At 58.3% G+C, this 13,917-nt stretch carries 12 protein-coding genes; 6 read left to right on the forward strand and 6 right to left on the reverse strand.

The window, feature by feature from the left end; all coding sequences use genetic code 11:
• Window positions 1-13 precede the first annotated feature (13 nt).
• Together MARHY_RS00900 and MARHY_RS00905 are read left to right on the forward strand one after the other, a co-directional pair.
• Entirely contained in the window at window positions 14-1,501 is a 1,488-nt protein-coding gene (locus MARHY_RS00900) for an amidase (RefSeq protein ID WP_041654449.1), read from the forward strand.
• A 142-nt stretch (window positions 1,502-1,643) separates the two neighbouring features.
• Complete coding sequence (locus MARHY_RS00905; protein WP_011783800.1) at window positions 1,644-2,255, forward strand: hypothetical protein; 612 nt, start codon at window positions 1,644-1,646, stop codon at window positions 2,253-2,255.
• 25 nt (window positions 2,256-2,280) lie between these two features.
• Here MARHY_RS00905 and MARHY_RS00910 read toward each other — a convergent pair whose 3' ends face one another.
• The 4 genes from MARHY_RS00910 to MARHY_RS00925 all read right to left on the reverse strand — a co-directional run bounded on the left by MARHY_RS00910 (window position 2,281) and on the right by MARHY_RS00925 (window position 8,314).
• Window positions 2,281-4,953 carry an EAL domain-containing protein gene (locus MARHY_RS00910; RefSeq protein WP_014420166.1) on the reverse strand — a complete coding sequence of 891 codons (2,673 nt, stop codon included), beginning with the start codon at window positions 4,951-4,953 and terminating at the stop codon, window positions 2,281-2,283.
• A gap of 26 nt (window positions 4,954-4,979) precedes the next feature.
• Window positions 4,980-5,366, reverse strand: coding sequence for a response regulator (locus tag MARHY_RS00915; protein WP_041654450.1), 387 nt, complete (start codon window positions 5,364-5,366; stop codon window positions 4,980-4,982).
• Between the two features lie 2 nt (window positions 5,367-5,368).
• A complete protein-coding gene (locus tag MARHY_RS00920) occupies window positions 5,369-6,802 on the reverse strand; it encodes a PAS domain-containing sensor histidine kinase (protein ID WP_226374372.1) in 1,434 nt (477 codons plus the stop codon).
• Window positions 6,803-6,901: 99 nt separating this feature from the next.
• Window positions 6,902-8,314, reverse strand: coding sequence for an HDOD domain-containing protein (locus MARHY_RS00925; RefSeq protein ID WP_014420169.1), 1,413 nt, complete (start codon window positions 8,312-8,314; stop codon window positions 6,902-6,904).
• Window positions 8,315-8,514: 200 nt separating this feature from the next.
• Between MARHY_RS00925 and MARHY_RS00930 the strand changes: the two genes are divergently transcribed.
• The 3 genes from MARHY_RS00930 to MARHY_RS00940 are packed head-to-tail and all read left to right on the forward strand — an operon-like array spanning window position 8,515 to window position 11,001.
• A complete protein-coding gene (locus tag MARHY_RS00930) occupies window positions 8,515-9,522 on the forward strand; it encodes a methionine ABC transporter ATP-binding protein (protein WP_014420170.1) in 1,008 nt (335 codons plus the stop codon).
• Window positions 9,522-10,199 (forward strand): methionine ABC transporter permease, encoded by a 678-nt coding sequence (locus MARHY_RS00935; RefSeq protein WP_014420171.1) that lies wholly within the window; start codon window positions 9,522-9,524, stop codon window positions 10,197-10,199. Before MARHY_RS00930 ends, MARHY_RS00935 begins: the two co-directional genes overlap by 1 nt.
• Before the next feature lie 19 nt (window positions 10,200-10,218).
• Window positions 10,219-11,001: a MetQ/NlpA family ABC transporter substrate-binding protein gene (locus MARHY_RS00940; protein WP_011783807.1), complete on the forward strand. Its 783-nt coding sequence runs from the start codon at window positions 10,219-10,221 to the stop codon at window positions 10,999-11,001.
• A gap of 80 nt (window positions 11,002-11,081) precedes the next feature.
• On the opposite strand, the gene MARHY_RS00945 is transcribed toward MARHY_RS00940, so the two are convergent.
• A complete protein-coding gene (locus MARHY_RS00945; RefSeq protein ID WP_011783808.1) occupies window positions 11,082-11,735 on the reverse strand; it encodes a peroxiredoxin in 654 nt (217 codons plus the stop codon).
• A 184-nt stretch (window positions 11,736-11,919) separates the two neighbouring features.
• A complete protein-coding gene (locus tag MARHY_RS00950) occupies window positions 11,920-13,281 on the reverse strand; it encodes an alanine/glycine:cation symporter family protein (protein ID WP_023007812.1) in 1,362 nt (453 codons plus the stop codon).
• A gap of 198 nt (window positions 13,282-13,479) precedes the next feature.
• Here MARHY_RS00950 and MARHY_RS00955 point away from each other — a divergent pair, with 198 nt between their 5' ends.
• Window positions 13,480-13,911 carry a CBS domain-containing protein gene (locus MARHY_RS00955; RefSeq protein ID WP_022993417.1) on the forward strand — a complete coding sequence of 144 codons (432 nt, stop codon included), beginning with the start codon at window positions 13,480-13,482 and terminating at the stop codon, window positions 13,909-13,911.
• Window positions 13,912-13,917 lie beyond the last annotated feature (6 nt).

The raw sequence follows: 13,917 nt of genomic DNA on the forward strand, positions 1-13,917 counted from the left end.
AGCAGGGTTGCCAATGAAACCGTCCGAATATCTTCGTTACGATGCCACGGCCCTGGCCGATCTGATTCGCCGGGGTGAAGTCACCTCCCGGGAAGTGACCGAGGCCGCTATCGACCGTGCCAGCGCCGTGAACCCGCGCCTGAATGCCATCTGCCACCCGCAGTTTGCGGAGGCCATGGATCAGGATTTTCCTGCACAGGGTCCCTTCGCCGGGGTGCCCTTGTTGCTCAAGGATCTGGCGCAGGAGCAGGCCGGGCATCCCTGTACCTGCGGCAGCCGGGCTCTGCTGAAGAACGTGGCCACGCGGGATTCCCAGTTTGTGCGCCGTGCCCGGGAGGCCGGGCTGGTTTTTCTTGGCCGCACGGCAACCCCGGAATTCGGCCTCAAGGCCGTGACCGAATCGGCGTTGTGGGGCCCCAGCCGTAACCCCTGGGATACCGAGCGCACGCCGGGTGGTTCCAGCGGCGGTTCTGGTGCTGCGGTCGCGGCTGGCATTGTGCCCATGGCGGGTGCCAACGATGGCGGCGGCTCCATTCGTATTCCGGCCGCCTACAATGGCTTGTTCGGGCTGAAACCGTCTCGGGGCCGGATTTCGGTTGGCCCATACGCTGGCGAGGCCTGGACCGGAGCTTCTACCGATCATGTGGTTTCCCGGACGGTCCGGGACAGCGCCGCGATGCTGGATGTGCTGTCCGGTCCGGCCAGTGGCGATCCGTTTACCATTCCACAGCCATCGGCCCCCTGGGCGGACCTGATGCAGCAGTCACCGGGCCGCCTCAAAATCGGCGCATTTACCTCGTCACCCTATGACACCGAGGTGGCGCCGGAATGCGTCGCCGCAGTTGAAGAAACGGCACGCACGCTGGAATCCCTGGGCCACGATGTAGAGTATGCCCGCCCGGAGTTTGATGGGCTCGCCCTGGCCCGCTGCTACCTGGCGTTGTACTTCGGTGAGGTATCCGCGCTTGTGGAACGCGCGAAAACCGAATTCGGCGCCACCGATCGGGATTTTGAGCTGGAAACCCGGCTGCTGGGTATGCTCGGGCGCACCATGCCGCTGCCAGACTATATTCGCCTGCGCCAGCAGTGGAACGATTTCGCCCGGGCCCTCGGGGCCTATTTCGATCGTTTTGATCTTTATCTGTGTCCCACCACTGGCCAGTTACCGGCCCGGATCGGACAAATGGATACACCTGCTCACCTGAAGCTGGTGGCGCGGCTGATGCTGGGCCTGAAAGCCGGAAAGTTGGTGCACAGAAGTGGACAGGTAGACCAGATGGCCCTGGAAAGCCTGGCCAGGACACCGTTCACCCAACTGGCCAACCTGACGGGAACGCCGGCGATGTCGGTACCCCTTTACTGGACCCGTGACGGACTGCCGGTGGGGGTGCAGTTCGGAGCGGCCCACGGTGGTGAAGACCGCCTGCTGCAGGTTGCTGCTCAACTGGAAGAGGCCAATCCGTGGTTCAGCAACTACGAGCGACTTGAGGATGCTTTCTGAGGTCGAAGAAAAAACCTTCTCCGGGGGTTGTGATCCGCGGTGACCAACTCCACGTTTATCTTTCCATGTGGAACAGGCTATGCTGTTAGTCAGGGACACCGGTTCCTGACCACCCTGATGGCATCGAGGAGGCGAGCATCTTATGAACCAATCGATGGCAATCGACGATCTGGTATCCGTAGCGCAGGCTGAAGCCATGGGGGAACTGGACGCCCCCATGATGGCGATCGTCCTGTCCAGTGATCAGAGCTACGACCTTCCCATCAACTCACTGGAGACTGATGCCGACAAGGCTCGCTGGGGGCTTATTCTGAGAGCGGCCAGGGAACATGTGGAGGCCGACGCGGTCGCGGTGCTCTATCCGGCCTGGACCACCATCCGCCGCAAACCGGCCGAAGGCCAGCCCGAGCCTGAGCAGGCGGCGACTGATGACGACGCCCGGGATGACGATAATGGCCCCATCGATACCCTGTTCGTCCAACTTCACACCCGTGATCGCATCTACTGGCGGGGTTTCGAGCAGATCCGCGACCCGCGCCACCAACGCATTATCGGCTTCCGCCGGATCAAGGCGCTGTCTACCGACTACGATCGAGACAACGCGCCGTCCGTGGCTTCCTGGCTGAGCACTCTGTTCGAGCCGCTGCCGGATGAGGGCGAGGAAACCGACGTGGATCGGGAACTGGCAGATCTGCTGGAAGAGCCGGAAGTCAGTGCGGCCCTCTATCCGAGGCAGATGCGCTCGCTTCATTAACCACCAGCTTTGAGTTCCGGCCCTGCTAACGCCGGCAGCGCAGGAACTCGAGGCACTCTTCCGACGGCAGGGGTTTGCAGAAATAGTAACCCTGTACCTCGTCGCATCCGTTCATCCTCAGAAATTCCAGTTGCGCCTCTGTTTCCACACCTTCCGCCACCACGGTCATGTTGAGGTTGTGGGCCAGGTTGATGATGGTTTTGACGATGGCCCCGCTTTCCTCGTCTTCGGCGATGTCGGAGACGAAACTCCGGTCAATTTTCAGGATATCGATCGGAAAACGTTTCAGGTAAGTCAGGCTTGAGTAGCCGGTGCCGAAATCATCGAGAGCGACGCGAATGCCCATTTCCCTGAGTGACTGAAGCTCGCAAACGGCCTTGTCCATCTGGGTCATGATGGCGGTTTCGGTCACCTCAATGGTCAGTGACTGCGGATCCAGTCCCAGGCTGTCCAGGGCCTGGATAACCTGATCCGTGAGTTTGCCATGACTGAGTTGATAGGCCGAGATGTTGATTGCAACCCGAATGTCCTGGTTCTCCTGATCACGCCATTCGGCGAGCTGGCGAGAGGCTTCTTCAATCACCCAGGCGCCGATGGGCAGTATTAAACCGGTTTCTTCGGCAATGGGAATAAAGTCCCCGGGAGAAATCATGCCCAATTGGGGGTGGCGCCATCGAATCAGGGCTTCTGCGCTTTTGACCGAGCCACTGGCAAGATCCAGTTTCGGCTGATACCAGAGTGACAGTTGATGCAGGCCAATGGCATTGCGGAGCGACTGTTCCAGATAGAGCCGCTCCCGCATGCGGTTATTCATCTCCGCAGAATAGAACTGAAAGCCATTTCTGCCGACGTCCTTCGCCCGGTACATGGCGGTATCGGCATTCCGGAATAATTCATCGCCGTTATCGCCATCCTTCGGAAACATGGCGATGCCGATGCTGGCGGAGGCGATGATTTCATGGCCGTTAATGGCTACCTTCTGTCGGAACTGCCGAAGCAGCTTCTGCGCAAGGGTGGCCGCCGCCCGCTCATCGCGGATATCGGTACTGAGAATCATGAATTCATCGCCCCCGAGGCGGGCCACCGTGTCGCTGTCACGAACACACTGACTCATTCGGGAGGCAACCCGTTGAATCAGGGTATCGCCGATTTTGTGGCCCAGACCGTCATTCACGCGTTTGAACTGGTCCAGATCCAGCAGCAGCACCGCGAGCTTGGTGCGCTCGCGTGTCGCCTTGGCAATGGCATGTTCCAGCCGGTCCCGAAGCAGGTTACGGTTTGGCAGCCCGGTCAGGTCATCGTGATTGGCCTGATACTCCAGCGCCGCCTCATACCGTTTCCGATCTGTCACATCATTGAAAACGCTGATGAAATGCGCAATCTCGCCGTGTTCGTTATGGACTGCGGCAAGCGCTACTTCATTCCAGAACAGACTGCCGTCTTTTCGGTAGTTTCTGAGGATGGCTCGGGCAGAGCCGCCATGGCGCATGCAGTTGCGCAGCCTTTCCAGTCCCGGCTGGGCCAGATCGTTGGCCAGCAGGAAGCGGGGGCTCAGGCCGATGATCTCGTCGTGGCTGTAACCGGTCATGATGCTGAAGGCGCGGTTGGCGTAGATGACCGGGTTATCCCGTGTTTTATCGGCCAGACAGATCACAATGCCGTTGCTGCTTTCTTCGATTGCCCGGTCATACAGTTGCAGCTTGCGGGCCCGGCTCTCCAGTTGCAGATACAGGCTGCGGTTCTCATAGACCCGGCCAGCCATGGCTGCGTGAGAGCTGCAGAGCCATTCGTCTTCCTCACTGAATGGCTCGTCGTCCAGGCGATTGATCAGGCAGACCCAGCCGTAAACCTCCGTCGCCGACATGATTGGCGAAACCACGCAGGATTGAACGGGTGGATAGCCTTCTGGCAGACCGATTTTCAGCGCCTGATGGCCCCCGGCATGGAGTCTTTTCGAGAGTCTGTCCCGCAACACGGCACCGGGAACCCCGTCATTGATTCCCGGGCAGGCGAGTTGTTGTTTCAGTTCGGGACTGAAGCCACTGAGGAAAAGCCGAATCTGCTGGTCGCCGTTGTGGCTCTCGTTGACACACAGAATGCCATAGCTGGCGCCTACCAGGGCGCGGGCATCGCGACAGATCGTCTCCAGCATACGACCGGCATCGCGCATTCCCGAAAGCTGAAGATTGATTTCGGTGAGGGCGGCGAGCCGTCGATTCGCCTTTTCCAGTTCATCGCTTTTGCGGGACAGGGTGTCGGTCAGGACTCGGGTATGCTCGGCGTCGAAGCGGTTTTCATCCACCGCCTGAGTGGGCTCTGGCGGAGAATCTGTCGGGCGAAGTGCGCTTTCTATGGCTTCGAGCACGTCCTCGGGCACACAGGGTTTGAAGATGATTCGGTGAACTCCCAACTGGCTGGCCAGTGTGCGTGCCTCATCTTCACGATAGTTGGCGGTGTAGAACATGATTTCGGTGTCGGCAATGCGCGGATCCTGTCGCACCTGACGCACAAATTCATAGCCATCCATCACTGGCATCAACAGATCGCAGATCACCAGGTCCGGGCGGTGTCGCCGGACGACGGCCAGGGCTTTTTCGCCGTCCGGTGCTTCCAGAATCTCGTGGCCCAGATAGCCCGCCAGGGAAGCAACCAGCTCCCGGTTGGGTTCATGATCATCAACAATAAGTATCCTTGCCATGTTACCGCTCTCCTTACGCTGGCAAGTTAAGACCGTGGTTCAGCCGATAACCACTGGCCTACCTGAGTGGCAAAACGTTCTGGATCAATAGGTTTTGAAATATAGCCGTCAAATCCCGCATTCAGGATGGCCTGCTCGTCTCCGCGCATGGAAAACGCTGTAATGGCAACGACTGGAATGCCCGCCATAGCCGGGTTCCCGCGCAGTTCCCGGAGCAGTTCATAGCCATCCATGTTGGGCATCTGAATATCGCTCAGAATCAGATCCAGCTGATCGGCCAGGCGTCGCGCAATGTCCAGGCCCCGACGACCATCCTCGGCCCGATGTATCCGATAGCCCTGATGCTCCAGCAGGTAAGCGGCCAGTTCCAGGCTGGCCATATCATCCTCCACGAGCAGCACGGTGGCTTTCATGGTCATCCACCCGGCAGGCTCAGAAGGAATTCCGAACCGCTGGCATCGGAGCGTTGAAGCTGGATGTTGCCGCCCAACTGGTTGGCCAGCTTCTGACTCAGGTACAGGCCCAGGCCAGTGCCTTCCGTGCGCCTTGATGACAGCACCCCGCGTGAAAAGGGCTGAAACAGGTTTTCCTGAGCCGAGGTATCAATACCCGGGCCGGTATCCCGGACGCAAACATGCACCGATTGGGGATTCGGGCGCATCAGGGTGAGGTAGACGCCGCCCTGGTGGGTAAACTTCAGGCCGTTACTGATCAGGTTCATGACGATCTGGCTCAGAGCGCGTCGGTCGGTTTCCAGGTTGACGGGCTGATCGGGCAGTTGCAGACCAAGCTCGAGTGCCTTTTCCCGAGCCTGCAGGCTGAAGGTACCGTGTATTTCTTCGAGCAACTGGTTCAGATTGATGTTCTCTGGCTTCAGTTCGAGTTTGCCCGCGTCGATTTTCGCAACGTCCAGCAAGTCGTTAATAAGGGATAACAAGTGTTGTGCACTGGAGCGCACGGTGCCGAGTTGCTTTTTCTGGTCGTCGTTCAGTGGCCCGGGGAGGCCCATCAGCAAGGTGCCGGTAAAGCCGATAATGGCATTGAGCGGGGTTCGTAGTTCGTGGCTCATGCTGGCCAGGAATTGGTCCTTGGCTTTGTTGGCGGTGGCGAGTTCCTGGTTTTTATCCTGGAGGGCGCGCTCGAAGCGCTTACGCTCGGTAATGTCCCGAATCGCACTGGACACCAGTATGCCCTCTTCGGTTTCCAGCGGACTGAGACTGATTTCAATGGGGAATTCGATGCCACCCTTTCTGAGACCAAACAGCTCAAGGCCCATGCCCATAGGTCGAACGCGGGGATCTTTGAAAAAGCCATCCCGATGACCAATATGCTGGCCCCGGTAACGTTCGGGCATAAGAATTTCGACGTTCTGGCCGATCATCTCGTCCCGGTGGTAGCCAAACAGGGATTCCGCCTGCGAGTTCACCAGCACAATGCGGCCGCCCTGTTTGACAATGACGATGGCATCCGGCGCCGATTCCAGTAAGCCCCGGAATTTCTGCTCGGCCCGCTTGAGTTCTGAAACATCCCGGATCAGGGTAACCACCAGGCTGTCGCCCTGAACATCGACCGGGCTGCAAACGACCTCGACGGGAAAGGACTGGCCTTTTTTAGACCGGCACAGGCCCTGCGTGGACAGGCTGCGTCCACAGTCACCAAAATCCAGGGTAAGCGCACGGTGTTCTGAATCCGTAAGCTCGATAAGATCGGCAAGCGGCTGCTGCACCGCTTCTTCCCGCGTGAACCCCAGCAGGATCTCCGCAGCAGAGTTCCAGTCTTCCACGACCCCGTCTGGTCGCAGCAACACCACGGCATCGGCCGGGGAGGGGCGCATTGTGGCGGTTTCCATTTCCACAGTCTGATGCTCCATGCCTAGAACGGATTTGGTGAGCTCCCTGTGAAAAAGAAGTATGGTCGATGCTTTGTATTTTTCCAGTAACCCCCGTAATCAGCCTCGTGCTGACATCAGGGTCAGGCACAACTGGGCGTTCTGGATGAAGTGGCCAAACGCCGCCAATTGCTGTTCCGATGGCACATAGCCTGCGGCCGCATTATCAGCGTAGAACAAGCCTACCAATCGGCCCTTGGCTTTCAGCGAGCCTGCCAGCGCCGGAACTTTCCCCAGCCAGCGGTCGTAGGGTACGCCCTCGGTCTGCTTTCGAGGCTCATAGACGGCGCAGGTGCCATGAGGCAACAGCGGCCCAAGGGGCCCGGTGCCGTCTTTCTTTATGACAAAGTGCTCGCGCCACTCTTCGGTGCCGCGGCCACCTACCTTGCGCGGTACCAGTAATTCGCCGGAGCGGTCGGTCATCAACAGGGCTACGCGCTGCATGCCGATGGCCCGGTGAATCCCCTCAATCACCAACTGGCAGACCTCATTGATGTCCGGTTTTTCCGCCAGGGTCTGGGTTAGCTCCCGCAGAATCTGCAGTTGCAGATCGGAGTCCATGGCCGGGGCATCGGGGGCTGACTCCTGGTTGCCCGGCAGCAGAGCGGTCACTTGCGGGATGCCCAGAGAAACCGCCACTTTGCTGGCTTCCTGGGCGTTTACCTTGAGTTGATCACGGATGGCGGCGGGGGTTTCACCGATGTCGTCAGAGAGCTTCTCGAGCACCTTGTCCATCTCGGCCCCGCTCCAGCCGCTCTCGGACACCCGGGCCATTTCGACGCTGTTGCGGACCAGGCTGCTGGCCATGGAGTTGGCTTTTCCCGGCGCTACCACTTCCTTGATGAACGGTCCCAGCGACCAGGCATCCACCAGCCCGCGGGTTATTTCGGTAAAGGTGGTATGCAGCACCGCTTTCTGGGCTTCGACCGGGGGCTCTTCCAGCCGCAGGCGCTCTTCAAGTTCGCTGGCCTGCTCGGTTTCGCAGGACCAGAAAGCCAGTTCCCCAATGTTCATCAGCAAAGCGCCGATAAAGACTTCTTCCAGGGCGTGCTCGGTGCGTTTGGGCATCAGACAGCGGGCCTGTACCGCGGCGTGAATCGCCCTGGCCAGGCATCGCAGCAGGTGGGGGCGATCATTGCGTTTAAGCAGGGAATCGACAATCAGAGACGAAATCGCCATGGACTTCACGGCATCAAAGCCGATCAGCGTGATGGCCCGGCTGACCGTGCTGACCTGGGTGCGGGTCTGGTTGTAAAACACCGTGTTGGATAACCGGAGCACCTGGGAGGTGAGCTGGGCATCATTGAGAATCACGTTTGCCAACTCATTGACGGTACTGTTGCGGCTGTCTGTCAGTTCGTTGATCTGCCGGAGGGTGTTGGCCAAAACCGGCAACTCTACCTTGCTCAGGTAGGAAACCCATGCCTGGGTTGAGTTCATCCTTGAGGGCGAAGTTTCGGACGGAGTAGTCACGGAAGGGGCGCGCCTCGGAATGGTGGACAGTTGTTAATGTTCTTTGTGGATACGAGTTTAGCTGAGCCGGGACGGGTCTGTCAGGTACCTTTTGGTGTAAGGGCAAGTACCCACCTGCGGGCCACCGGGCGGGATTCGGGTTTGCCCCCTGAATAGGCTATAATCGCCTGTTTTAACGACGCATCTGCAAGGCACTGATCGTGATTGTATTTGACCAGGTAGAAAAGTCGTACCAGGTGGCTGGCCGGGCGATCCCCGCGCTGCATCCCACCAGTATGACCATCGAGACCGGTGAGGTGTTCGGCATCGTCGGCCACTCCGGCGCGGGCAAATCGACCCTTGTCCGACTGATCAACAAACTGGAACCCTCCACCGGCGGTCGCATCCTGATCGACGACGAGGACATCACCCGCTACAGCGCCGCAGAGTTGCGGGCCTTCCGACGCAAAGTGGGCATGATTTTCCAGCATTTCAATCTGCTGTCGTCCAAGACGGTGGCTGACAATATTGCCTTCCCGATGAAGCTGGCGGGCATTTATTCCAAGGCTGAAATTCGCAGTCGGGTGGATGAGCTGCTGGCACGGGTGAGCCTGAGCGATCATGCCAACAAATATCCGTCCCAGTTGTCTGGCGGGCAGAAACAGCGGGTAGGCATTGCCCGCGCTCTGGCCTGCCGACCGACTATTTTGCTGTGCGATGAAGCCACCAGCGCCCTGGACCCACAAACCACCCAGTCGGTACTAAAGCTGCTGGCGGACATCAACAAGGAACTGGGCCTGACTATTGTGCTGATTACCCACGAGATGGATGTGGTGCGCCGTGTCTGTGACCGGGTGGCGGTGATGGATGCCGGCCGTGTGGTGGAAATGGGGCCGGTCAGTGAAGTCTTTCTGCACCCCCAGCACCCGACCACCCGGGATTTTGTGTTCGAAAGCGAAAACGTCGATCGCGATGAGTTGCAGGAAGATCTGCAGAAAGCCGAGGGTCGTATTCTGCGACTGACGTTCAAGGGGGAATCCACGTACAAACCGTTGCTTGGCAGTGTTGCCCGGGAATCCGGTGTGGATTTCAGTATTCTCTCGGGCAGGATTGATCACATCAAGGACACGCCCTACGGCCAGTTGACCCTGTCGTTGGTGGGCGGCGATCTGGAGGTCGCCATGAAAGCGCTGGAAGCCGCTGAAGTTCATGTGGAGGTGGTGCGCTGATGGAAGCCTTGATGGAAAGCCTTATGGGGAACGTGGACTGGGCCGAAATTGGCTGGGCCAGTTGGGATACCCTGGTGATGGTGGGCATGTCGCTGTTGTTCAGCGTATTGATTGGCTTGCCCATAGGTGTGCTGTTGTTCCTGACCGGCAAGCGTCAGTTGCTGGAACAGCCGGTGGCCTACGCCATCCTGTCGTTTATTGTGAACGTGCTGCGCTCTGTGCCCTTCATCATCCTGCTGATTGTGATGATCCCGTTCACGGTAATGCTGATCGGCACCTCCCTGGGTGTGGCCGGCGCGATTCCCCCGTTGGTGGCCGGTGGTGCTCCGTTCTTTGCCCGCCTGGTGGAAACCTCCTTGCGGGAGGTGGACCGGGGCATTATTGAAGCAACCCAAGCCATGGGTGCGAATGTTCGGCAAATCATCTTTGGCGCCTTGCTGCCGGAGGCACTTCCCGGCATTATCGCGGGCATTACGGTAACGGCCATTACTCTGGTGTCTTACGCAGCCATGTCTGGCGTTATTGGTGGCGGCGGCCTTGGTGACCTGGCAATCCGGTTCGGTTACCAGCGGTTCCAGACCGACGTCATGGTGATTACTGTGGCCCTGCTGGTGATCTTTGTGCAGGTGTTGCAGATGGCGGGCGATCGCCTGGTTCTGTATTTCAGCCGTAAATAATTAACGCAGGAGATTTGTTATGAACCTGAAGAAAACTCTGGTGGCTCTGGCCGCTGTTGCAACCTTCTCGACCGCTGCTTCGGCAGAACAACTGTCCGTGGCCGCGACTCCGGTACCCCACGCCGAGCTGCTGGAATTCGTGAAGCCGGCCCTGGCGGAACAGGGTGTGGAGCTGGATGTGAAGGTGTTCACCGACTACGTGCAACCCAACATCCAGGTTGATCAGAAGCGTATGGATGCCAACTTCTTCCAGCACCAGCCGTACCTGGATGAGTTCAACGACGGCCGTGGCACCAATCTGGTGACTGTGACCGGCGTTCACGTGGAGCCGTTCGGCGCCTACTCCAGCAAGATCGAGTCTCTGGACGAGCTGAAAGAAGGTGCGGTTGTGGCCATCCCCAACGACCCCACCAATGGTGGCCGTGCTCTGCTGTTGCTGCAGAAAGCGGGCTTGATTACCCTTAAGGACGAAAGCAAGATCACTGCGACCCCGCGTGATATTGCCGACAACCCCAAAGACCTGGACTTCAAGGAACTGGAAGCGGCGACCCTGCCGCGTATCCTGAACCAGGTGGACCTGGCGCTGATCAACACCAACTACGCGCTGGAAGCGGGCCTGAACCCGTCTGAAGATGCTCTGGTGATTGAAGGCTCCGAATCTCCTTACGTGAACATTCTGGTCGCCCGTCCGGACAACAAGGACAGCGAAGCCATGCAGAAGCTGGCCAATGCCTTGAAATCCGATGCGGTGAAAGACTTTATCAAGGAGAAGTATGAGGGTGCGGTTGTTCCGGCGTTCTGATCGGAACGGAGTGCCTTCAGGTGCTCTCAAGCATAAAAAAGGGCAGCCATTTGGCTGCCCTTTTTGTTTGTGGCGGTGGATCAGTCACCACTCCAGTTAGCACGTGGGTCTGGTGTCATCCGCAGGTAGGACTTCACGGCTTTGTAGCCTTTCGGGAAGCGCTTTTTGATCTCATCTTCATCCTGCAGTGACGGCACAATCACCACATCACTGCCACTCTCCCAGTTGCCGGGTGTGGCCACGCGGTGTTCGTCGGTCAGTTGCAGGGAATCGATTACCCGCAGCACTTCATTGAAGTTACGACCGGTGGATGCCGGATAGGTGATGATCAGTCGAACCTTCTTGTTCGGGTCGATGATAAACAGCGAACGCACGGTCAGGCTGTCGTTGGCGTTCGGGTGGATCATGTCGTACTTCTCGGACACCTGGCGGTCGTGGTCCGCAATGATCGGGAAGTTGACCGTGCAGCCCTGAGTCTCGTTGATGTCCTTGATCCAGTCGTGGTGAGAATCGACCGGGTCGACACTCAGGGCAATGGCCTTGACGTTACGTTTGGCAAATTCGTCTTTGAGCTTGGCAGTCAGGCCCAGCTCGGTGGTGCACACCGGGGTGAAGTCGGCCGGGTGGGAAAACAGCACGCCCCAGCCATTGCCCAGCCACTCGTGAAAGCGAATGCGGCCCTCGGTGGAATCCTGTTCAAAATCGGGTGCAGTATCTCCAAGACGCAGACTCATACTTACTCTCCTTCGACACGGTTGTTGGCAAATTCGTGTATTGCGCCGGCGTTGCCCGCCGTTGTTGTCTGATCAGTGTATACGAGTAACTGTGGTGATGGATGCGCCAGTTACAAGGGGGACTTGATCTGGCGCATCCAACGGTTCGCTCACATCCTTGTGAGCGTCTTGCATAGACAGGGTATTACTCCACGCCCAGAGCCTTCTGCTTGTCGAAGTGCTCCCGGGTCAGTTTGAACACTACCGGGCTCAACAGCAGCAGGGCGATCAGGTTGGGCAGTGCCATCATGGCGTTCAGGGTATCGGCCACCAGCCAGATAAAGCCCAGGTTGATGGTGGCGCCCACCGGAATGGCCACAATCCACAGTACCCGGTAAGGCAGAATGGCCTTCACACCGAACAGGAATTCAATACAGCGCTCGCCGTAGAAAGACCAGCCAATGATGGTGGTGAACGCGAAGATCGCCAGGGCAATCGCCACCACGTAGTTACCAAAGCCCGGCAGGCCGGTTTCAAAGGCCAGGGAAGTCAGTGCCGCCCCGGTTTCGCCGGACGTCCAGGCACCGGAGGTGATGATGACCAGGCCGGTGATGGAACAGACAATGATGGTGTCGATGAAGGTGCCCAGCATGGCCACCATGCCCTGCTTGACCGGGTTCTTGGTTTGCGCTGCCGCGTGGGCGATGGGGGCAGAGCCGAGACCTGCTTCGTTAGAGAAGATGCCCCGGGCCACACCAAAGCGGATGGCTGCCCAGACCGCAGCACCGGCAAACCCGCCCTCGGCTGCAGCCGGGCTGAAGGCATAGCTGAATACCATGCTGATGGCTTCCGGAATCTGGTTGGCGTTAATGGCCAGTACGATCAGGCCAATCAGCACATAGGACACAGCCATAAACGGCACCAGCGCACTGGCTACCTGGCCGATACGCTTGATACCGCCAATCAGTACCATGCCCACCAGTACCATCAGGATCACACCGGTTACCCAGTGGGGCAGGCCAAAATTGGTTTCCAGCACATCGGCGACGGAGTTGGCCTGAACCGTGTTACCGATGCCAAAGGCGGCCACAGAGGCAAACACCGCAAACAGGATGCCTAGCCAGGCCCACTTGCTGCCGAGGCCGTTACGGATGTAATACATGGGGCCGCCCACGTGGTTGCCGCGCTCGTCCACTTCCCGGAAGCGAACCGCCAGAACGGCTTCTGAATATTTGGTGGCCATGCCCACCAGGGCTGTGAGCCACATCCAGAACAGCGCACCGGGGCCGCCGAGGAAGACTGCGGTGGCAACACCGGCAATGTTACCGGTACCCACGGTGGCAGACAGTGCGGTCATCAGGGCCTGGAACGGGGGAATATCGCCGTCATCCTCGTCACCGCGGGCCCGGCCGCTCCACATCAGGCGGAAACCGGCCCCCAGTTTCATGATCGGCATCAATTTCAGGCCAATACTCAGAAACAGGCCGACGCCCAGAATCATCACCAGCATGGGAGGGCCCCATACCAGTCCGTTGATTTCACTTACAAAATTGGAAATGGCTTCCATGGGTTCTCCCACTGTTTACCACGGATGAATCAGGATTATTGAGCCCTGAAAGGGCATAACCCATTGAGTTTAGTCGACAATTATCCGATGTAAACCGTTTTCATAACGCCGGTTTTTCATTTCTGTGTGCTTTGCCTATGTTTAGGGTATGGAAGTGCTCAATCGGGCACCGTTATTCTGTCTGAAAGGAAGTTGTCGATGCGCTCATTGAAAATATCTGAAGTGATGTGGAACCACATTGAACCGATACGCTGTGGTACGCCGGTCACCAGGGTGGTGAAAGCCCTGCTGGCCAATCATGTTACCGGTTTGCCGGTGGTGGATGATCATCGCCGTGTGCTGGGCTTTGTCTCGGAACAGGACTGTATACACTCGCTGCTGGTCAGCAACTACCACCACGAAGGTGATCCCATTGTGGATGACGTGATGTTCCGGCAGCCGATGACGGTATCGCCGGACATGTCGGTGGTGGATCTGGCCCAGAATCTGGGGGCCGGTAAGCCAAAAGTGTACCCGGTGGTTGATCATGGCAAACTGGTTGGTATCGTAACGCGTACTGCCATTCTTGCGGAATTTGCCAAGTCCGGTTTCAGTATCGACAAACCCAGCTATGCCGGGGCTGAAGACTAATCGCTA

Source organism: Marinobacter nauticus ATCC 49840, assembly GCF_000284615.1.
Classification (GTDB): Bacteria; Pseudomonadota; Gammaproteobacteria; order Pseudomonadales; family Oleiphilaceae; genus Marinobacter; species Marinobacter nauticus.